The following is a 19945-nucleotide window of genomic DNA, read 5'->3' as shown; positions in this document are numbered from 1 at the left end:
TGCCCGCCATGACCTGGTACACGCTGCTCGTCCTCGCCGTGGCCGTCGAACGCCTCGCCGAACTCGTCGTGGCCCGCCGCAACGCCGCGTGGACCCGCGCACGGGACGGGGTGGAGCACGGCCGCGGCCACTACCCCGTAATGGTCGTCCTGCACACCGGCCTGCTCGCCGGCTGCCTGCTCGAACCCCTCCTGGCCCACCGCCCGTTCCTCCCCGCCCTGGGCCTGCCCGCGCTGGCGCTCGCCCTGCTCGCCCAGGCCCTGCGCTGGTGGTGCGTCGCCACGCTCGGCCCCTACTGGAACACCCGCGTCATCGTCGTCCCCGGAGCCCGCCTCGTCGGCGGCGGCCCCTACCGCTTCCTGCGCCACCCCAACTACGTCGCCGTCGTCGTCGAGGGCGTCGCCCTGCCCCTGGTCCACTCGGCGTGGCTCACGGCGACCGTGTTCACGCTGGCCAACGGGGTGCTGCTGACGGTGCGCGTCCGCTGCGAGAACGCCGCCCTCACCCGCGCGGTGCCCGCGTGAGACGCCCCGACCTCCTCGTTGTCGGCGGCGGACCCGCGGGCCTCGCCACCGCCCTGCACGCCGCCCGCGCGGGCCTGGACACCGTCGTCGCGGAACCCCGCCCCGCCCCGGTCGACAAGGCGTGCGGCGAGGGTCTGATGCCCGGCGCCGTCCGCGCCCTCACCGTCCTCGGCCTGCACGCCCCCGGCCACCCCCTCACCGGCATCCGCTACGTGCAGGGACCCAGCAGCGCCGAGGCCGCGTTCCGCCGCGGACAGGGCCTCGGCGTCCGCCGCACCGACCTGCACACCGTCCTGCACCGGGCGGTCCTCGACGCGGGCGTGCCCGTCCTCCCGCTGCGCGTGGACGGCGTACGGCAGGACGCGGACGGCGTGAGCGTCCCCGGCGCCGGGCTGCGCGCCCGGTGGCTCGTCGCCGCCGACGGCCTGCACTCACCCGTGCGCCGCTCCCTCGGCCTGGACCGCCCGACCCGCACCCCGCCCCGTTACGGGCTGCGCCGCCACTACGCCGTACCGCCCTGGACGTCGCACGTCGAGGTGCACTGGGGACCCGACGCGGAGGCGTACGTCACCCCGCTCGGCCCCCGGCTGATCGGCGTGGCCCTGCTGACCTCCCGCCGGGCGCCCTACGACACGCAGCTGGCGGGCTTCCCCGAGCTCGCCGCCCGCCTCCCCCCGGACACGGCCGTCACCGCGGTGCGCGGCGCCGGACCCCTGCGCCGGCGCTCCCGCACCCGTGTGCACGGCAGGGTCCTGTTCGTCGGCGACGCCGCCGGATACGTCGACGCGCTGACCGGTGAGGGCGTCTGCCTCGCCCTCGACGGCGCCCGCGCCCTCGTCGCCAACCTCCGCCGGGGCACGCCCGCCCGCTACGACGCCGACTGGGCCCGCGCCACGCGCCGCCACCGCGTCCTGACCGAGCTGCTGGTCAGGGCGCGCCGGCAGCCCGCGCTGGCCCCGCACATCGTGCCCGTGGCCGCGCGTCTGCCCCGGCTGTTCGCGGCGGCGGTCGACGCCCTCGGATGACCCGTCGGGCGGTCACTCCGAGGCGGGCGGTCAGCCGACGTCCGGAGTGAGGCGGAGGCGCACGCTCACCCGCCGTCCGGAGTGGGGCTCAGGAGCAGCAGGGCGATGTCGTCGCCGGGCGCCGGGGCGTGCCGCACCAGCGTGTCGGCCATGGCCTCCAGATCGTCCGGGTCGGAGTGCTCCACCAGACCGGCGAGGGCGGCCGTCGCGTCGTCCGGGTCGACGCCCGGCGCCTCGACGAGCCCGTCGGTGTAGAACACCAGCACGCAGCCGGGCGGCAGGGCGCACTCCAGCGACGGGTAGCGGGCCGTCGGGTCGATGCCGAGCAGCAGGCCCGGCGGGATGTCCAGCAGCTCGGTGCGCCCGTCGCTGTGCCGCATCAGAGGCGGCGGATGCCCCGCGGTGGCCAGGCAGGCCCGGCCGCGGCCGAGGTCCAGATGCGCGTAGAGACAGCTGGTGAACAGGCCGGGGTCCAGGTCGGTGAGCAGCCGGTTGGTGCCGCCGAGGACGTGGTCCGGGGGAGCGCCGACGGTGGCGTGGGCGTGCACGGCGGTACGGACCTGCCCCATGAGCGCCGCCGCGTCCACGTTGTGACCCTGCACGTCCCCGATGGCGGCCGCCACGGTGTTCGCGTCGAGGCGGATCAGGTCGTAGAAGTCGCCGCCGATGCCCAGGCCGCGGGCGGCCGGCAGATAGCGGGCGACGACCCGCAGCCCGGGAACGGCGGGCAGGCCGTGCGGGAGCAGCGCCGACTGGAGCCGGTGGGCGAGGCGGTCCTTGCTGTCGTACAGCCGGGCCCGGTCGAGGGCCTGGCCGACGAGACCGGCCAGGGAGGTGAGGACGGCGCGCTCGCTGGGCGGGAAGGCGCGCGGCCGGTCGTAGGAGAGCAGCACGGAGCCGATCGGGCGGTTGGAGGCGATCAGCGGCAGGACCGCCCAGGCGGCCATCCCGTCCTCGTGCGTCATCTTCGGGTACGCGGCCACCATCTGCTGGAAGGAGGGGAAGAAGCCCGCTTCACCCGTGGCCAGGACCGCCGCCCCCGGGTTTTCCCGGCTCAGCGGCGCGCCGTCGAGCCGGCCGACCAGCTCGGTGCTGTAACCGCGGTGGCCCAGGATCCTCAGCCGGCCGTCCTCCGACGTCATCAGCACCATGCCCTGGGCGCCGAGGGCGGGCAGCAGCTGCTCGGCGGTCTGGTCGACCACGTCCTGCACCCCGACGGCCTCGGTCAGCGTGGTCGCCAGGTGCATCAGGTGATACAGCACCGTGGCCCGGCCGGGGCCGTGCGCCATCTCCGCGACGGGGTCCGGCTCCCGGCCGTCGGCGGCGCGGTCGATGCGCACGCTGATGCCCGAGGGATCCGGATACAGCTCGAACGACAGCCAGGTGTCGGGCGGGCGCAGCACCCGGAACGTCTGCGGGGTGCGGCTGATCAGCGCCGCGCGGTAGCGGTCCTCGACATGGGGGACGTCCATCCATGGCAGCGCCTCCCACGGCAGGGAGCCCAGCAGCCGCTCCGGTTCGGCGCCCACGAGGTCGGCGGCGGCCGGGGTGACGAGCGTGATCCGGCCGTTCACGTTCAGGGCGACGTACCCGCCGGGCAGCCGGTCGAGGAGCGCCGTGCCGGCCCACGCCTCCTCGGCCGTGGGGGTGCGTCCCGGTTCCGGCGGCAGGACGCGCGGCCGTCCGGGGGAGACGAGCGGCTCACCACGCCGGTCGGCCTGTTCGATGAGATGGCCGAGGCGTCGCGAGCCCGTCCGGAGGGCGTCGTGCTCGGTGCGGCTGAGCTGCGGCGGGTGCCCGCTGGGCCAGAACAGCACCAGTCCGCCGCGCACCCCGGAGTCCGACGCGACCGGCACGGCCGCCAGCGCGAAGTCGTAGGGGAGCACCACCGCCGGCCGGGGGTAGCGGCGCGCCATCTCCACCTGGCCGCTCACCCACACCAGGCGCTCCTCGCGCACGGCGTCGGCCACCGGCATCGGGTCGCCCACCGCCACCCTGCTCCACGGCGCGGCCACCTCACGCGGGACGCCCGACACATGGGACAGCCAGAGGGCCTCGCGGCCGGGGGTGAGGATGTAGAGCAGGGCGCCGGAGGCGCCGGTCGCGCGCACGACGGCGGCCACGGCGGTGTCCATCAGTCACCCGCCCGTTCCGGCGGGGCGAGTGCCGCTCGCTCACCCGGATCCGCCCGCACTACTCCCATAACGGGACAGTACGCCGAAACCGTACCGAAGGCATCCAGCACCCCGGCGGCCGGGGACCGGGTCAGACGGTGGCGCCCTGACCGGGTGCCCCCGGGGTCCGGGCGCGCAGGACCGGCATCGTCGTCTCGACCTCGCCGCCCGCGAGATGCTTCAGGATCATCCGGTTGACCTCGGCGGGCTTCTCCAGCGGCACCAGGTGGGACGCGCCCGGGACGACCGCGAGCCGGGCGTCGGGGAGCGCGCGGTAGAGGGCCGCGGTGTGCTCCAGGGTCATCAGGTCGTCGTCGCCGGTCATGACGAGTGTGGGCGCCCGCACCGCGGCCAGGTCCCCGGCGTCGAGCGTGGGCTGGGTGCGCCACATGTCGGTCATCCGCGTCGCCACGGCCGGCCAGTGCTCCGGCCCGTCCGGGCTGACGGCGACGTACAGCTCGCGGAAGAAGGCCATGTCGTCGCTGTCCGGGGTCATCGCGTCGAGCATCTCCGGGGCCACGAACGACTCCGGCGCGGGCCGGAAGTTCGCCCCGATCAGCACCATCCGGCGGACCAGGTCCGGCCGGGCCAGGGCGGTCAGCAGCGCCACGATGCCGCCGTCGCTCCAGCCGACCAGATGGGCCGGTCCGCCCACCACGGACTCGAGGTACGCCACGGTGTCGCCGGCCATGTCGGTGTACGTCAGCGGGCCCTCGACGTCCGGGGTGTGGCCGTGCGCCCGCCGCTCCGGCAGGTGCAGACGGTAGGCGGCGGCGAGGTCGGGCCGCTGCGCGCCCCAGGTGTCGTTGGTGCAGAAACCGCCGTGCAGCAGCACCAGCGGGTCGCCGGACCCCTCGGTCTCGTACCAGGTCCTGACGCCGGGCAGGTTCGCGTAGTCGCCCATGCCTTCCGGCCCTCTCCGGGACGGCCGCCGTCCCCGGCCAGTCTCCGGCAGCCCCCGTACGGCCGCAACGCGACCCCCGCCGGCCCCGCCGGGCCCCGAGCCAGGGGGAGGCCGGCACTTTGTCCCAGCGGAGGAAAAAGACGCGGGATGTCGTGCGAAAGGGGTTACGCGTTCGCGTCGCTGCCGCTAACTTCCTTGCTGCACACCGGTCTTGAGGCCCACGGGCCGACCGGCCGATGCTCCATGGCGCGACGGCGCGCGCCTGTGCTCTGTCACGGCGGACCTCTGCCCGGGGCCCGCCGCCACCCCCCATGCCCTGGAGAGCAACGTGCGCACGAGACCGCTCGGACACAGACGTGTCCGCACCCTGCTGACCGCACTGACCTGCGCCGCCGCCCTGGCCCTTCCCCTGGGCCCCACGGCGGCCGCCGCCCCCGCCCCCGCCCCCGGTCCCGTCGACCGGGTGGACGCCGCCGCCGAGGACTTCCAGCAGGTGACCCTCGCCAAAGGCGTGGCCGAGATGGGCGAGCCCATGACCATGGCCGTGCTGCCCGACCGCTCGGTGCTGCACACCTCCCGCGACGGCACCCTGCGCCGCACCGACGCGGCCGGCACCACCACCGTCGCGGGCCGGCTCGACGTCTACAGCCACGACGAGGAAGGCCTGCAGGGCGTCGCCGTCGACCCCGGCTTCGCCACCAACCGCTTCGTCTACCTCTACTACGCGCCCCCGCTGAACACCCCCGCAGGTGACGCCCCGTCCGACGGCAGCGCCGCCGACTTCACCCCCTTCGACGGCGTCAACCGCCTCTCCCGCTTCGTCCTGCGCTCCGACGGCACCCTGGACACGGCGAGCGAGCGGAAGATCCTCGACGTGCCCGCCTCCCGCGGTCTGTGCTGCCACGTCGGCGGCGACATCGACTTCGACGCGGACGGCAACCTGTACCTGTCGACCGGCGACGACACCAACCCCTTCGCCTCCGACGGCTACACCCCGATCGACGAGCGCGCCTCCCGCAACCCGGCCTACGACGCCCAGCGTTCGGCCGGCAACACCAACGACCTGCGCGGCAAGATCCTGCGCATCAAGGTCCAGGCGGACGGCAGTTACACGATCCCGCCCGGCAACCTGTTCGCGCCGGGCACCGCCAGGACCCGGCCCGAGATCTACGCGATGGGCTTCCGCAACCCGTTCCGGATGAGCGTCGACAAGGCCACGGGCACCGTCTACGTCGGCGACTACGGCCCCGACGCGGGCACCGCCAGCGGTTCCCGCGGCCCCGGCGGACAGGTCGAGTTCAACCGGATCACCAAGGCCGGCAACTTCGGCTGGCCCTACTGCACCGGCAGGAACGACGCCTACGTCGACTACGACTTCGGCTCCGGCACCTCGGGCGCGGCCTTCAACTGTGCGGCGCCGAGGAACACGTCGCCGCGCAACACGGGCCTGACCGACCTGCCGCCCGTCCAGCCCGCGTGGATCCCCTACGACGGCGGCTCCGTCCCCGAGTTCGGCAACGGGTCCGAGTCGCCCATGGGCGGCCCCGTCTACCGGTACGACGCGAACTCCGCCTCGGACGTGAAGTTCCCCGCCGAGTACGACGGCGACTTCTTCGCCGGTGAGTTCGGCCGCCGCTGGATCAAGCGCATCGAGACCGGCGGCGACGGCACCGTGCAGTCCATCAACGCCTTCCCCTGGACCGGCACCCAGGTGATGGACATGGCCTTCGGCCCGGACGGCGCCCTCTACGTCCTCGACTACGGCACCGGCTACTTCAACGGCGACGCCAACTCCGCCCTGTACCGCATCGAGCACATCACCGGCGGACGCGCACCGCTCGCCCAGGCCAAGGCCAGCACCACCTCCGGCAAGGCCCCCCTGGCCGTCACCTTCTCCTCGGCCGGCAGCTCCGACCCGGACGGGGGCGCGCTCACGTACGCCTGGACCTTCGGCGACGGCGCCACCTCCACGGCCGCGAACCCGTCCCACACCTACACCACCAACGGCCAGTACACCGCCACGCTGAAGGTCACCGACCCCACCGGCAAGTCCGCCACGGCGTCCGTGCAGATCACCGTCGGCAACACCGCTCCGACCGTGCGGCTCGACGCCCCCGCCGACGGACGGATCTACGACTTCGGCGCGGCCATCCCGTTCAAGGTCACCGTCACCGACCCCGAGGACGGCACGATCGACTGCGCCAAGGTCAAGGTCACCTTCATCGTCGGCCACGACAGCCACGGACACCCGCAGACCTCCGCCACCGGCTGCACCGGCACCCTGCACACCCTGGCGGACGGCGAACACGACCCCAACGCCAACATCTTCGGCGTCCTCGACGCCGAGTACACCGACAACGGCGCGAACGGCCAGCCCGCGCTCACCGCGCACGACCAGCACATCACCCAGCCCAGCCACCGGCAGGCCGAGCACTACGGCGACTCCTCCGGCGTCCAGGTGATCAACCACACCAACGCGCACGGCGGCAAGACGGTCGGCGAGATCCAGAACGGCGACTGGATCTCCTTCACCCCCTACAGCCTCGACAGCACCACCGGCTTCACCGCCCGCGTCTCCTCGGCCGGCGCCGGCGGCACCCTCGAGGTCCGCGCCGGCTCTCCGACCGGCACCCTGCTCGGCACGGCCACCGTGCCGGTCACCGGCGACTGGGAGACCTTCCAGGACGTCACGGCGTCCCTGACCGGTCAGCCGGCCGGCACCACCACCCTGTACCTCGTCTTCAAGGGCGGCAGCGGCGCGCTCTACGACGTGGACGAGTTCTCCTTCACCACCGGCACCGGCACCACCCGCACGGGTGAGGTGAAGGGCGTCAACGGCAAGTGCCTCGACGTCGACAACGCCGGCACGGCGGACGGCACCGAGATCCAGATCTGGACGTGCAACTCCTCGGCGGCACAGCGGTGGACGGTGGCCGACGACGGTTCGCTGAGGGCGCTGGGCAAGTGCCTGGACGTCTCCGGCGGCGGAAGCGCGGACGGTACGCGGATCCAGCTGTGGACGTGCAACGGGACGGGGGCGCAGAAGTGGGCGGCCCAGTCCGACGGCACGGTGCGCAACCCGCAGTCGGGCAAGTGCATGGACGCCTCCGGCGGCACCTGGGAGGACGGCACGCCCGTCCACCTGTGGACCTGCCACACCGGCGCCAACCAGAAGTGGACCCTGCCGTAGAAAGGAGGCGACCCATGATGCGCACCCTCTTCAGAACCGCGCTCGGCCTGTGCACCGCCGCCGTGCTCTGCGCGACCCCGCAGGGCCTGACCCCTCAGGCCGCCGCGACCCCCAACACCAAGCCCGCCGCGCCCCGGGCGGCCGCACCGGCGGCCGACCCCGCGTACAAGATCCTCGTCTTCTCCCGGACGGCGGGCTTCCGCCACTCCTCCATCGACGAGGGCGTGACCGCCCTGCGCGACCTCGGTGCGGCGAACAACTTCACCCTCGACGCCACCGAGGACCCGGCCGCCTTCACCACCGCCAACCTCGCCCAGTACCGGGCCGTGGTCTTCCTCTCCACCACCGGCGACGTCCTCGGGCCCGCCCAGGAGACCGCGCTCGAGCAGTACATGGGCTCGGGCGGCGGTTACGTCGGCATCCACGCCGCCGCCGACACCGAGTACGACTGGCCCTTCTACGCGGGACTGGCCGGCGCCCTCTTCCAGTCCCACCCCGCCATCCAGCCCGCCACCGTCGAGGTCGAGGACCGGGCGCACGACGCCACCGCCCACCTGGGCTCCACCTGGCAGCGCACCGACGAGTGGTACAACTACCGCACCAACCCCCGCACCACCGCGCATGTCCTGGCCTCCCTGGACGAGTCCAGCTACTCGGGCGGCACCATGTCCGGCGACCACCCGATCGCCTGGTGCAAGGATTACGCCGGCGGCCGCGCCTTCTACACCGGCGGCGGCCACACCGAGGAGTCGTACGCCGACCCCGCCTTCCGCCGGCACCTGCTCGGCGGCATCCGCTGGGCCGCCGGCGTCACCCAGGCCGACTGCCGCCCCGAGACCGGCTACACCCCGCTGTTCGACGGCACCGGCACGTCCGGCTGGAAGCAGGCGGGCCCCGGCGGCTTCACCCTGAACGACGGCACCCTCACCTCGCAGGGCGGCATGGGCCTGTTCCGGTACGACCGGGAGATCACCGGCGACTACTCCCTCAAGCTCGACTGGAAGCTGCACGGCGACGACAACTCCGGTGTCTTCCTGGGCTTCCCCGCCTCCGACGACCCGTGGTCCGCCGTCGACAACGGCTACGAGATCCAGATCGACGCCACCGACACCGCCGACCGCACCACCGGCTCCGTCTACGGCTTCAAGTCCGCCGACCTCGCCGCCCGGGACGCGGCCCTCAACCCGCCGGGGGAGTGGAACACCTACGAGCTCCGCGTCACCGGCGAACGGCTGGAGATCTTCCTCAACGGCCGGAAGATCAACGACTTCACCAACACCGACCCCGCCCGCAGCCTCCGCCAGGGGTACATCGGGCTCCAGAACCACGGCGACGGCGACGAGGTCTCCTTCCGCAACATCCGCCTCCGCCAGGACGGCGCCACACCCGGACCGCGCACCGGTGAGATCCGGGGCGTCAACGGCAAGTGCCTGGACGTGGACAACGCGGGCACGGCGGACGGGACGGGGGTGCAGATCTACACCTGCAACTCCTCCGCCGCCCAGCGGTGGACCGTGCCGGACGACGGGACGCTGCGGGCGCTCGGCAAGTGCCTGGACGTGTCCGGGGGCGGCAGCGCGGACGGCACCCGGATCCAGCTCTGGACGTGCAACGGGACCGGTGCGCAGAAGTGGGCGGCGCAGTCGGACGGGACCGTGCGCAATCCGCAGTCGGGCAAGTGCATGGACGCCTCGGGCGGCACCTGGGAGGACCGCACACCGGTCCACCTGTGGACCTGCCACACCGGCCCCAACCAGAAGTGGACCCTCCCCTGAGGTGATTCTCGCAGGTCAGCCGGGTGACCCTCCGGCCCGCTCATGAGCCCGAGGTGCGGGACCCCGTCGAACCGACGGGGTCCCGTTCCGCTCCGTCAGGGCCGGGACGGCCGGGCGGCGCGGAACGCCTCGTCGACGCCGGCGTGGAACGTGAACACCTCGTCCAGCCCCACCATGCGCAGGACCCGCATCTGGGCGGGGGCCACCCCGGCCAGGCTGAGCTGCGACCCCTTGTCCCGCGACCGGCGGTGGGCCGACACGAACACCGTGATCCCCGACGAGTCGCAGAAGGTCAGCCCCGACAGGTCGAGCACCACACCGTACGGACCGAACGGCGCCTCGTTGACCGCCTCCGTCAGCAGGGGCGCCGTGTGATGGTCCAGCTCCCCGGCCACCTCCAGCACGTAGGGGCCCGCGGCGCTCGGGTGGGGGGTGACGGTGAACGTCTCGTCCGGTACGGACACGGAATCTCCTCGGCGGTGTTCGGCACATGCGGGTGAGCCCGACCTCCGCCCATCCCCACGGTGCCCGGCCGACCGGTTCATCCTACGAAGTCCGGGCAGGTGACTCGTGCACGCCCCGGTCCGTCGCCCCGCCTACCCGCCACGGTCCGCTCCATGCGGCTGCCCCTCCCCGCGGAGCGGACACCCTGCGCATGTGGGGGACGTGTGATGATCTGAGGGGGTCACATCGTGCTCTCCGGTCTCCCGCGACGGTCCGGCCGGGCACTCGGAACCGCGGGAACCGACCGGTTCCCCGAGCGACGGCCGGCGAGGAGGGAACATGGAGACGGCGGGCGAAGGGCCACGCCCCGGCGCCGGGCGGGCCGGCGCGACGGGTGACGCGCTCACCGCGATCGGCACCGGCGCGTACGTGGTCGACGGCCGCGGGACGATCCTCGCCGTCAACGCCGTCGCCGAGCGGCTGCTCGGCCGGCCCGCCGCGGCACTCGTCGGCGCCGACGCGCACGACCTGCTGCACCGCAACGCCCACGGCGAGACCGTGCCGACCTCGCACTGCCGTATGCGGCCCGCCTTCCTCGCGGGCCGGCCCGCCCAGGACGACGGCGAGTGGTTCGAGAAGGGCGACGGCACGCTGCTCCCCATCGCCTGGAGCATCACGCCCTACGACACCGGCACCGACGACACCAGCGCCCTCGTCCTCTTCCACCCCCACGAGGCCGCCGCCGAGACGCCCGGCCCGGCCGCCGCCCGCGTAGGGGCGCTCGACGAGCTGGAGCGGCTCGCCCTGCTGGCGGAGATGACCACCCAGCTGACGTCCACCCTGTCCGTCGACGAGGCGCTGCGCCGGCTGGTGACCCTGGTGCTGCCGCGCCTCGCGGACTGGGCGGTGATCGACCTGATCAGCGAACGCGACGAGGTGTGGCGCACCAAGGTGGTGCACCTCGAGGACGGCGTCCCGGTCTCCCTCCGCGACCTCGAAGGGCCGATGGCGCCCGTCCCGGCCGAGTCCTCGATGCCGCTGTCCCGGGCCCTGCGGGGCGTCTCCTCGACCATCGCGGGACCCGACACCTACGAGCGGTCCCCCGACTCGGGCATCGCCGTCGAGCAGCGCCGGCTGTTCGAGGCCACGGGCATGCACTCGGCGGCCATCGCCCCCATCCGCGGTCTGCGCGAGGTCCTCGGCGCCCTGACCCTCGGCCGCTCCGAACAGGCCGACGCGTTCACCCCCGCCGACCTCACCCTGCTGGAGGACATCACCCGCCGCGCCGGACTGGCCCTGGACAACGCCCGCCTCTACCAGCGGCAGCGCAAGGTCGCCGAGACCATGCAGCGCTACCTGCTGCCCCAGCTGCCGCGCGTCCCCGGCCTGGAGACGACGTCCCGCTACCTGCCCGCGCCGGACGCCTCCCACGTCGGCGGCGACTGGTACGACGCCTTCACCCTCGGGGACGGCGACACCGCCCTGGTCATCGGCGACGTCTCCGGACACGACCTGGACGCCGCCGCGGGCATGGCCCAGCTCCGCAACGTGCTGCGCTCCTACGCCTGGTCCTCCCGGCACGAGCCGCCCGGCCGGGTCGTCGAGCGGGTGGACCGCGCCGTGCTGCGCATCACCGACGTCTCCATGGCCACCCTGGTGCTCGCCGTCCTCGGCACGGACGAGGAGGGGCGGTGGACGCTGTCCTGGACCAACGCCGGCCACCCGCCCCCGCTGCTGGTCACCCGCGAGGGCGTGGCCGGGTACCTCACGGACGGCGGCGGGATGCTGCTGGGCACCGGCACCGACCGGCCGCGCGCCGACGGATCGACGGTCCTGCCGCCGGGCTCGACCCTCGTCCTCTACACGGACGGGCTGATCGAGGCACCGAGCCACCCCATCGACGAAGGGCTGGAGCGGCTGCGCCGGCACGCCGCCGCGCTCGCCCACCGCCCGGTCGAGGTGTTCGCCGACGAACTGCTCCACCGGGCCCGTCCCGCGGACAACGACGACGACGTCGCCCTTCTCGTGGTCCGCGTCGGCGCCCGCCCGGAGCACGTGGAGCGACACCACTCGCGCGGGTGAAGTCGTCGTCCGCTCGGCGGGTGTCAGAACCCGACGCCGGGTCACCTGACATAGCGTCGGTCCGGCACCCGCGTGCCGATCGCGCCTGCAGCGGCGTGCGTTCCTCCCCCGGCCGATCTCCGCGTAGTGACCCGAAGGAAATCGATGGCGACACACACGACTGAACCTCTTTCCCCGGTGCCGGCGGCGGAGGGACGACGAGGGAGGGGGCGCGTGGTCGTCTCCTGGCTGACGACCACCGACCACAAGAAGATCGGGCACCTCTATCTGATCACCTCGTTCGTCTTCTTCCTGGTGGGCGGCCTGTTCGCCATGGTGATCCGCGCGGAACTGGCCCGGCCCGGGCTGCAGATCGTGTCCCAGGAGCAGTACAACCAGTCCTTCACCATGCACGGCACGATCATGCTGCTGCTGTTCGCGACGCCCACCTTCGCCGGGTTCGCCAACGCGATCATGCCGCTCCAGATCGGCTCCCCGGATGTGGCGTTCCCCCGGCTGAACATGCTGTCGTACTGGCTGTTCGCCTTCGGCGGGCTCATCGTGATGTCCAGCTTCCTCACGCCCCAGGGCGCCGCGGACTTCGGGTGGACGGCGTACACGCCGCTCAGCGGCGGCGAGCGCATGCCGACCGAGGGCGGCGACCTGTGGATCATGGGCCTGGCCCTGTCCGGCTTCGGGACGATCCTCGGCGCCGTCAACTTCGTCACCACGATCATCTGCATGCGCGCGCCCGGCATGACCATGTTCCGCATGCCGATCTTCACCTGGAACGTGCTGCTCACCTCGCTGCTGGTGCTGCTGGCCTTCCCGGTGCTCGCGGCGGCGCTGCTCGCCCTGGAGGCGGACCGGCGGTTCGGCGCGCGGATCTTCGAGCCGGAGAACGGCGGCGCGCTGCTGTGGCAGCACCTGTTCTGGTTCTTCGGACACCCCGAGGTCTACATCCTGGCGCTGCCGTTCTTCGGCGTGGTCAGCGAGATCATCCCGGTGTTCTCCCGCAAGCCGATCTTCGGGTACATGGGGCTCGTCGGGGCGACCATCACCATCACCGGCCTGTCCGTCACGGTGTGGGCCCACCACATGTTCGCCACCGGCGCGGTGCTGCTGCCGTTCTTCTCGTTCATGAGCTTCCTCATCGCCGTGCCGACGGGCGTGAAGTTCTTCAACTGGATCGGCACCATGTGGAAGGGCAGCCTCTCCTTCGAACCACCGATGCTGTGGGCGACGGGCTTTCTCGTCACCTTCCTCTTCGGCGGCCTGACGGGTGTGCTGCTGGCGTCCCCGCCCATGGACTTCCACGTCCACGACAGCTACTTCGTCGTCGCCCACTTCCACTACGTGCTGTTCGGCACGATCGTGTTCGCCATGTTCGGCGGATTCAGCTTCTGGTGGCCGAAGATGACCGGCACCATGCTCGACCACCGTCTGGAGAAGGTGCACTTCTGGACGCTGTTCGTCGGCTTCCACACCACCTTCCTGCTGCAGCACTGGCTGGGCGCGGAGGGCATGCCGCGCCGCTACGCCGACTACCTCGCCGCCGACGGGTTCACCGCCCTCAACACGGTCTCCTCCATCGGCGCCTTCCTGCTCGGCCTGTCGACGCTGCCCTTCCTCTACAACGTCTGGAAGACGGCGCAGAAGGGCGTGAAGATCGAGGTCGACGACCCCTGGGGATACGGGCGTTCGCTGGAGTGGGCCACCTCCTGCCCGCCGCCCCGCCACAACTTCGTCACCCTGCCCCGCATCCGCTCCGAGTCGCCCGCCTTCGACCTGCGCCACCCGGCCCTGGCCGGCGTCGACCAGGCGGAGAACACCGGGAAGCGCGACGTCATCGACCCTGGCGGCCACAAGGGCGACCGCTGATGCCCAGGTCGCGGTCCCGTCGGGCCCTCGCGCACGACGCCTCGGCCGTCCTGGCCGAGGCGGAGGGCATCGTGCTGGCGCGCTTCCACCTCGCCGAGGCGCGCCGGGAGGCGGAGGCGCTCTGCGCCGACCTGCCCTGGCTGACCACCGGTCAGGCCGAGGACCTCACCCGGCGCTACGTCGACCGGCGCATCGACCTCACCCGGCAGATGCTGCGGACCACGGTCCGCCGCGCCGACGAACTGCGCCGCGAGTACGAGGCCCGGTACACCGAACTGCGCGGCGCCCTCCTCAGACGCCACGTGGCCTGGGCATCCGGCCTGCTGACCTGCGCCACGGGGATCAACGCGACGCTCTGGCTGTTCACGCGCTGACCGCAGCCGCGCGACCGGCTGCCACCGACCTGCTCGTCCAGCCCTCGGTGATGTGGACGACGTCCGGGTCGGAGACGGACCGGGAGACGAGATGGACGACGCAGTGCTCGCTCGCCACGGGGTTTCCCTCGTCCATGCCGGTGAGGAGAGCTCGGCGAGCTCCTTGCCCCGGCCCGGGCGGGCGGGGCATCGTGGCCTGGAAGCCGTTGGTGGACGATCATGGCGGCCTTCTTCCGCCCAGTGGAGTGCTGTGGCTCCATTGAAGGGCGCTGAGCTGCGTGAACGTCGGAGCGATCCTCCCCGCTCCTTGCACGATCCTCTCAGCTCCGGGAGTGCCGCGCCGCGGTCTGTGCTGCAATGGGGCCATGGCCCTCCTCGACGAGCTGCGCACACTGCTGGAGCGGTACGCCCGTCCCGACGGGACCACGCCCGTCGACGGCGTCCATGTCTCGCGGATCGACCGGCAGGACCCTCCGGGACCCTCCATGTCCGGCACGGTCCTCGCCGTCGTCGCGCAGGGCGCCAAACGTCTCGCCCTCGGCGACCGCGTCTACGAGTACGGCCCCGGCCAGTACCTGATCGCCTCCGTCGACCTGCCCGTCACCGGCCACTGGCTCGACATCGGCCCCGACCGCCCGGCCCTCGGCTTCGGACTCGATCTGGACCCCTCCGCCATCGCCGAACTCCTGCTGCGGGCCGGACCCGGCGGGCTGCCCCGGTCCGGCGGGGCGCCCTCCGCGCTCGCCGTCAGCGACGCCCCGGAGCCGCTCCTTGACGCGGTCGTCCGGCTGCTGCGGCTGTTCGACCAGCCGCGCGACCGCGAGGTGCTCGCACCGATGATCGTGCGGGAGATCCTCTGGCGCCTGATGACCGGTGAACAGGGGGCCGCTGTACGGCAGTTGGGGCTCGCCGACAGCGGCCTCAGCCATGTCTCGCGGGCCGTGCGCTGGATCCGCGAGAACTACGCCGAGTCCTTCCGGGTGGAGGACGTGGCGCGGATGACCGGCATGAGCGTCTCCGCGTTCCACCGCAACTTCCAGGCGGTGACGGCGATGAGCCCCATCCAGTTCCAGAAGCAGATCCGGCTCCAGCAGGCCCGGCTGCTGCTGGCCACCCGCCCGGGCGACGTCACCGCCGTCGGACGGCGCGTCGGCTACGACAACCCCTCCCAGTTCAGCCGGGAGTACCGGCGCCTGTTCGGCGCGCCCCCGAGCCGTGACGCGGCCCGCCTCCGCGAGGCGGGACAGGCCCCCGCGGCACTGACGCCCTGACCTCAGGCGAGGTCGGGCAGCTTCAGCCACTCCTCCCAGGTGAGGTCACGGCCGATGAAGCGGGGCCGCTCGAACGGCCAGTCCTCGGCGATCCACCGCGGTACGAACGCCTCCAGCGCCCGCTCCAGCGGCCCGCCCACCTCGTCGTCCACCACCCACCAGGAGATCTCGGCGTCCGCGCCCTCCTTCTCCGGCGGGTCGATGTAGACGCAGCCGCGCAGCGCCGTGCGCTCCGCGTTCTCGAGCGTGTAGTTGAACGACTCGTGCGCCTCGATCTCGGCCGCGTGCCGCTCCAGATCGGCGAGGTTCGCCTCGTACGTCATGGTGGCCGAGGGCCAGCCCCAGGCGGGGCCGAAAATGGACCACAGCCGCTCGCGCGACCCCATCACGGTCGGGTAGTCCAGCGGCGCGTCGGCGCCGCTGATCGGGCGCAGCCGATGGCCCGCCCCGCCGGGGACGTCGACGTGCAGGGGGTGGACGAAGTCACGCGGAAGCCAGCTCATGGGCCGGAGCCAACCACGCGCCCGTCCCGCCCGGCAAAGGAATATGCGCGCCGGCCGCGACCGCCGAGGTGCGCTGCTCCAGACCGGTGAGACGCGCGGGGGTGCGCGGCGGTGAAGGCCGCAAACGGCCGATGAACCGCTTATCTGGATGTTCGAGCATCGGACCATCGCAAGGAGCCCCTCGTGCCGTCACAGCCTGCCGACCCCTCGTACACCGTGCCGGGCCTGCGCACCCAGGACAGCGGACGGATCATCGAGCTGTTGCAGATGCGACTCCACGCCCTCAACGACCTCCATCTGACGCTGAAGCACGTGCACTGGAACGTCGTCGGACCGCACTTCATCGCCGTGCACGAGATGATCGACCCCCAGGTCGACAAGGTGCGGGACATGACCGACGACATCGCCGAGCGGATCTCCACCCTCGGCGGCGAGCCGGACGGCACCCCCGGCGCGCTGGTCGCCGCCCGCTCCTGGAGCGACTACTCCATCGGCCGGGCCGAGGCGATCGAGCACCTGGGCGCGCTCGACCTGGTGTACACGAACGTCATCGAGGACCACCGGGAGGCCATGCGGGAGACCGAGGAGTCCGACCCGGTCACCCAGGACATGCTCATCGAGCAGCTGCGCGGCCTGGAGCTGTTCCAGTGGTTCGTCCGCGCCCATCTCGAGTCCAGCGGCGGCAAGCTCAGCACGCGCGGCGCCACCACCGAGACCGGCGCCGCCGGCCAGGCCGCCGAGCAGGCACGCCGCCAGCCCTGACCGGCCCGCACGAACCGGCGGCCCGCCACGCTCAAGGACATCGGCGGGCCGCCGGCCTCACACCGCTTCCCGCACCTGCGCGGCCGTGACGCCCGACGCCCGGGCGACCAGCCCGGCGAACTCCCGCCGCACCGCGTCGTCCGCGTCCGTCCCGCCGAAGTGCCGCAGCGCGGAGTCCGCCAGCTCGGCGATCTTCGCCTCCACCACGTCCCGGGCGCCCGTCCGCTCCAGCGCCGCCCGTACGCCCTCCACGGCGCGCTCCGGCAGCGCCCGCACGCCGGGGGAGAGGAGCGCGACGGCCTCCTCGTCCCCGGTCGCCGCGCCCAGTTCCAGAGCCACGGCCAGCAGATAGGTGAGCTTGCGGGCCCGCAGGTCGTCGCCCGCCGGCTTCCCGGTCAGCGCCGGATCGCCGAAGGCGCCCAGCAAGTCGTCCCGCAGCTGGAAGGCGAGCCCGGCGCACCGGCCGGCCGCGCGCAGCGCCGCCGTCACCGCCTCGTCAGCCCCGGCCAACGCAGCGCCGAGGGCCAGCGGCCGCTCCACCGTGTAGAGGGCGCTCTTCAGCGTCGCGATGGTCAGCGCCTCCTCGACACCGGACGCGCCGGCCGCCTGCGCCTGGAGGTCGCGGTACTGCCCGGCCACCATCTCCTCGCGCATCGCCCGCCACTCCTGGTACAGGCGCGGCCCGTTCGGCACGGCGAGCGCGGTCTCCGTCATCAGGTCGTCCGCCCAGGCCAGGGCCAGGTCGCCGGCGAGCACCGCCGCCGAGTGTCCGAACGACTCAGCGCCGCCCGTCATGCCCTCCGCCCGGTGCATCCGCGCCAGATCCACATGCATCGAGGGCGCCCCGCGCCGCAGATGCGACCGGTCCATCACGTCGTCGTGGACGAGCGCGCACGTCTGCACCAGTTCGAGCGCCACGCCCGTGCGCAGCAGCGGGCCGGGGTCGCCCGTGCCGCCGCCGGCCCGCCAGCCGCACCAGGCGAACGCCGTGCGCAGCCGCTTCCCGCCCCGCCGGGCGAACGCGGAGACGCGGCCCGCCATGTCACGGGCGAACACGGCGTCGAGGTCGTACGCCTGCGACATCCGCTCGTCCAGCACCTCGCCCAGGACCCGTCGTACGGCCCTGGTCGCGGCGTCGGCGGTGAGAGGTCCACCGGCCCGGTCCGCCGGTTCCTCCGCCGCCGACCGCAGTTCACGCATGCACAGCCCCTTCACCTCGTCCGTCGCCCGCACGCTCGCGTTCGCCACCGGGTACCCGCGAACGGGCCCGACGACCTTCCCCGGTTCGCGTGACCGCCCGGAGCGGCGCTCCGGTCCGTACGCGGGGCGCCCCGGGCGCGGGCCCGGGCATCAGCGACGGACGCCTTCGCGGCGCCGGCCGGTCCGCCGGCTGCCCGGCCCGTCCGCGCCCTCGGCCGCCGCGAGCGCGATGTTGCGGGCCATCCCGCCGAACACGAGGGCGTGGAAGGGCGACACCGACCACCAGTACGCGTGGCCCAGCAGACCCCGCGGATGGAACAGGGCGCGCTGCCGGTACCGGGTGCGGCCCGCCTCGTCCGTGTCCACACGCAGCTCCAGCCACGCCAGACCCGGCAGCCGCATCTCGGCGCGCAGCCGCAGCAGCCGCCCCGGCTCGATCTCCTCCACCCGCCAGAAGTCCAGCGAGTCGCCCGCCCGCAGCCGGTGCGGGTCACGGCGTCCGCGGCGCAGCCCGACCCCGCCCACGATCCGGTCCAGCCGCCCGCGCACCGCCCACGCCAGCGGGAAGGAGTACCAGCCGTGCTCGCCGCCGATGCCCTCGATCACCTTCCACAGCGCCTCGGGCGACGCGGGCACCACCTGGTCCCGCTCGTCCCGGTAGAGGCTGCCGCCCGCCCACCGGGGGTCGGTGGGCAGCGGATCGCTCGGCGCGCCCGGCACCGAGGCGGACGACCAGCGGGTGGCGACCTGCGCCTCCCGCACCCGCGCCAGCGCCAGCCGCAGCGCCTCGTCGAAGGGCAGAGGCCGGCCGGGGGCGTCGGGCACGTACCGCGCGATGTCGTGCTCACGGCACACCACCTCGTGGCGCAGTGACTCGGTGAGCGGCCGGGCGATGCCGGCGGGCACCGGGGTGACCAGCCCGACCCAGTGGCTCGACAGCCCGGGGGTGAGCACCGGCACCGGCACGATGACCCGCCGGCGCAGCCCGGCGACCTCGGCGTAGCGGCGCATCATGTCGCGGTACGTCAGCACGTCCGGGCCGCCGATGTCGAAGGCCCGGTCGACGTCGGGCGGCATCGAGGCCGAGGCGACCAGGTAGTGCAGCACGTCGCGCACCGCGACCGGCTGGGTGCGGGTGTGCACCCAGCTGGGGGTCACCATCATGGGCAGCCGCTCGGTCAGATAGCGCAGCATCTCGAACGACGCGGAACCCGAGCCGATGACTACGGCCGCCCGCAGCACCGTCGCGGGCACCGGCGAGTCGAGGAAGATCCGCCCCACCTCGGCGCGGGACCGCAGGTGCGGCGACAGCGTGTGCTCCGGCACCCCGTACGGGGTGAGCCCGCCGAGGTAGACGATCCGGCGCACTCCGGCCGCGTGCGCCTGCTCGGCGAACGTGCGGGCCGCCCGGCGGTCGGTGTCCTCGAAGTCCGCGCCGCTGCCCAGCGCGTGGACCAGGTAGTACGCCACGTCGACGCCCCGCATCGCCCCGGCCACGGACGCCGCGTCGGTGACGTCGCCGCGCACCGTCTCGACGTCCGGCGCCCAGGGGTGGTCGCGCAGCTTGTCGGGGGAGCGGGCCAGGCAGCGCACCCGGTGGCCGGCGTCGAGGAGGTCGGGGACCAGCCGTCCGCCGATGTAGCCCGACGCCCCGGTGACCAGGCAGTGCAGTCCCGCCCCGCCTTCTCGCCCCTGCCCGTCCACGGTCATCCCTCCGCACGGTCGATGCGACACCCGTACCGAACCTCGTCGCTGTACCGATCCTCACCGCACACGCGCGCCACCGCGCGCTGTCCGGCGCCGCGTGGGGCGAACGCGGCAGGAAGGCGTCCGGTGACGGGGCCGTACGGGTGACCG

General features: G+C 73.4%; 16 protein-coding genes. 9 read left to right on the top strand and 7 right to left on the bottom strand.

Translation table 11 applies throughout. From position 1 onward, the window contains the following. The first annotated feature begins 8 nt into the window (after window positions 1-8). Both ACFOSY_RS05555 and ACFOSY_RS05550 read left to right on the top strand, forming a co-directional pair. A complete protein-coding gene (locus tag ACFOSY_RS05555) occupies window positions 9-524 on the top strand; it encodes an isoprenylcysteine carboxyl methyltransferase family protein (protein ID WP_394305584.1) in 516 nt (171 codons plus the stop codon). Continuing rightward, window positions 521-1549, top strand: a complete 1029-nt coding sequence (locus ACFOSY_RS05550) for an NAD(P)/FAD-dependent oxidoreductase (RefSeq protein WP_394305583.1) — start codon at window positions 521-523, stop codon at window positions 1547-1549. The genes ACFOSY_RS05555 and ACFOSY_RS05550 overlap by 4 nt, the downstream gene beginning before the upstream one ends. 65 nt (window positions 1550-1614) lie before the next feature. On the opposite strand, the gene ACFOSY_RS05545 is transcribed toward ACFOSY_RS05550, so the two are convergent. Beyond that, the gene (locus tag ACFOSY_RS05545) at window positions 1615-3684 is read right to left on the bottom strand and encodes a SpoIIE family protein phosphatase (RefSeq protein ID WP_394305582.1); all 2070 of its coding nucleotides are present in this window, start codon (window positions 3682-3684) and stop codon (window positions 1615-1617) included. Between the two features lie 130 nt (window positions 3685-3814). Then, on the bottom strand, window positions 3815-4627 hold the full coding sequence (locus ACFOSY_RS05540; RefSeq protein ID WP_394305581.1) for an alpha/beta fold hydrolase: 813 nt from the start codon (window positions 4625-4627) through the stop codon (window positions 3815-3817). A gap of 328 nt (window positions 4628-4955) precedes the next feature. On the opposite strand from ACFOSY_RS05540, the gene ACFOSY_RS05535 reads away from it, so the two are divergent. Then, window positions 4956-7817: a PQQ-dependent sugar dehydrogenase gene (locus ACFOSY_RS05535; RefSeq protein ID WP_394305580.1), complete on the top strand. Its 2862-nt coding sequence runs from the start codon at window positions 4956-4958 to the stop codon at window positions 7815-7817. A gap of 17 nt (window positions 7818-7834) precedes the next feature. Further along, window positions 7835-9592: a lectin gene (locus ACFOSY_RS05530; RefSeq protein ID WP_394305786.1), complete on the top strand. Its 1758-nt coding sequence runs from the start codon at window positions 7835-7837 to the stop codon at window positions 9590-9592. Between the two features lie 95 nt (window positions 9593-9687). Here the strand turns inward: ACFOSY_RS05530 and ACFOSY_RS05525 are convergent, their stop codons facing one another. After that, window positions 9688-10056 (bottom strand): STAS domain-containing protein, encoded by a 369-nt coding sequence (locus ACFOSY_RS05525; protein ID WP_394305579.1) that lies wholly within the window; start codon window positions 10054-10056, stop codon window positions 9688-9690. A 319-nt stretch (window positions 10057-10375) separates the two neighbouring features. On the opposite strand from ACFOSY_RS05525, the gene ACFOSY_RS05520 reads away from it, so the two are divergent. The 3 genes from ACFOSY_RS05520 to ACFOSY_RS05510 all read left to right on the top strand — a co-directional run bounded on the left by ACFOSY_RS05520 (window position 10376) and on the right by ACFOSY_RS05510 (window position 14352). Beyond that, on the top strand, window positions 10376-12118 hold the full coding sequence (locus ACFOSY_RS05520) for a SpoIIE family protein phosphatase (protein WP_394305578.1): 1743 nt from the start codon (window positions 10376-10378) through the stop codon (window positions 12116-12118). 144 nt (window positions 12119-12262) lie between these two features. Further along, a complete protein-coding gene (gene ctaD, locus ACFOSY_RS05515; RefSeq protein ID WP_394305577.1) occupies window positions 12263-13978 on the top strand; it encodes an aa3-type cytochrome oxidase subunit I in 1716 nt (571 codons plus the stop codon). Continuing rightward, the gene (locus ACFOSY_RS05510) at window positions 13978-14352 is read left to right on the top strand and encodes a hypothetical protein (RefSeq protein WP_394305576.1); all 375 of its coding nucleotides are present in this window, start codon (window positions 13978-13980) and stop codon (window positions 14350-14352) included. The genes ctaD and ACFOSY_RS05510 overlap by 1 nt, the downstream gene beginning before the upstream one ends. On the opposite strand, the gene ACFOSY_RS05505 is transcribed toward ACFOSY_RS05510, so the two are convergent. Continuing rightward, the gene (locus tag ACFOSY_RS05505) at window positions 14342-14488 is read right to left on the bottom strand and encodes a hypothetical protein (protein ID WP_394305575.1); all 147 of its coding nucleotides are present in this window, start codon (window positions 14486-14488) and stop codon (window positions 14342-14344) included. The two genes, ACFOSY_RS05510 and ACFOSY_RS05505, sit on opposite strands and share 11 nt — an antisense overlap. Window positions 14489-14717: 229 nt before the next feature. On the opposite strand from ACFOSY_RS05505, the gene ACFOSY_RS05500 reads away from it, so the two are divergent. Then, window positions 14718-15623, top strand: coding sequence for an AraC family transcriptional regulator (locus ACFOSY_RS05500; protein ID WP_394305574.1), 906 nt, complete (start codon window positions 14718-14720; stop codon window positions 15621-15623). Window positions 15624-15625: 2 nt separating this feature from the next. Here the strand turns inward: ACFOSY_RS05500 and ACFOSY_RS05495 are convergent, their stop codons facing one another. Further along, window positions 15626-16126 carry an N-acetyltransferase gene (locus ACFOSY_RS05495; protein ID WP_394305573.1) on the bottom strand — a complete coding sequence of 167 codons (501 nt, stop codon included), beginning with the start codon at window positions 16124-16126 and terminating at the stop codon, window positions 15626-15628. A gap of 183 nt (window positions 16127-16309) precedes the next feature. On the opposite strand from ACFOSY_RS05495, the gene ACFOSY_RS05490 reads away from it, so the two are divergent. Beyond that, window positions 16310-16888, top strand: a complete 579-nt coding sequence (locus ACFOSY_RS05490) for a Dps family protein (protein WP_031019049.1) — start codon at window positions 16310-16312, stop codon at window positions 16886-16888. A 57-nt stretch (window positions 16889-16945) separates the two neighbouring features. Here ACFOSY_RS05490 and ACFOSY_RS05485 read toward each other — a convergent pair whose 3' ends face one another. Next, complete coding sequence (locus ACFOSY_RS05485; RefSeq protein WP_394305572.1) at window positions 16946-18088, bottom strand: polyprenyl synthetase family protein; 1143 nt, start codon at window positions 18086-18088, stop codon at window positions 16946-16948. 150 nt (window positions 18089-18238) lie between these two features. After that, the gene (locus tag ACFOSY_RS05480; protein WP_394305571.1) at window positions 18239-19798 is read right to left on the bottom strand and encodes an SDR family oxidoreductase; all 1560 of its coding nucleotides are present in this window, start codon (window positions 19796-19798) and stop codon (window positions 18239-18241) included. Between the last annotated feature and the right edge of the window lie 147 nt (window positions 19799-19945).

This window comes from Streptomyces lusitanus, from assembly GCF_042647945.1.
Taxonomy (GTDB): domain Bacteria; phylum Actinomycetota; class Actinomycetes; order Streptomycetales; family Streptomycetaceae; genus Streptomyces; species Streptomyces pseudogriseolus.
Note: the sequence above shows the minus strand (reverse complement) of the source record. Positions and strands in the feature narration are given on the sequence as shown.

Coding starts and splice junctions, on each gene's coding strand:
- ACFOSY_RS05480 (WP_394305571.1), bottom strand. CDS start 19,798: ATGACCGTGGACGGGCAGGGGCGAGAAGGCGGGGCGGGACTGCACTGC.
- ACFOSY_RS05520 (WP_394305578.1), top strand. CDS start 10,376: ATGGAGACGGCGGGCGAAGGGCCACGCCCCGGCGCCGGGCGGGCCGGC.
- ACFOSY_RS05495 (WP_394305573.1), bottom strand. CDS start 16,126: ATGAGCTGGCTTCCGCGTGACTTCGTCCACCCCCTGCACGTCGACGTC.
- ctaD (WP_394305577.1), top strand. CDS start 12,263: ATGGCGACACACACGACTGAACCTCTTTCCCCGGTGCCGGCGGCGGAG.
- ACFOSY_RS05505 (WP_394305575.1), bottom strand. CDS start 14,488: ATGGACGAGGGAAACCCCGTGGCGAGCGAGCACTGCGTCGTCCATCTC.
- ACFOSY_RS05545 (WP_394305582.1), bottom strand. CDS start 3,684: ATGGACACCGCCGTGGCCGCCGTCGTGCGCGCGACCGGCGCCTCCGGC.
- ACFOSY_RS05510 (WP_394305576.1), top strand. CDS start 13,978: ATGCCCAGGTCGCGGTCCCGTCGGGCCCTCGCGCACGACGCCTCGGCC.
- ACFOSY_RS05530 (WP_394305786.1), top strand. CDS start 7,835: ATGCGCACCCTCTTCAGAACCGCGCTCGGCCTGTGCACCGCCGCCGTG.
- ACFOSY_RS05500 (WP_394305574.1), top strand. CDS start 14,718: ATGGCCCTCCTCGACGAGCTGCGCACACTGCTGGAGCGGTACGCCCGT.
- ACFOSY_RS05540 (WP_394305581.1), bottom strand. CDS start 4,627: ATGGGCGACTACGCGAACCTGCCCGGCGTCAGGACCTGGTACGAGACC.
- ACFOSY_RS05485 (WP_394305572.1), bottom strand. CDS start 18,088: ATGCGTGAACTGCGGTCGGCGGCGGAGGAACCGGCGGACCGGGCCGGT.
- ACFOSY_RS05555 (WP_394305584.1), top strand. CDS start 9: ATGACCTGGTACACGCTGCTCGTCCTCGCCGTGGCCGTCGAACGCCTC.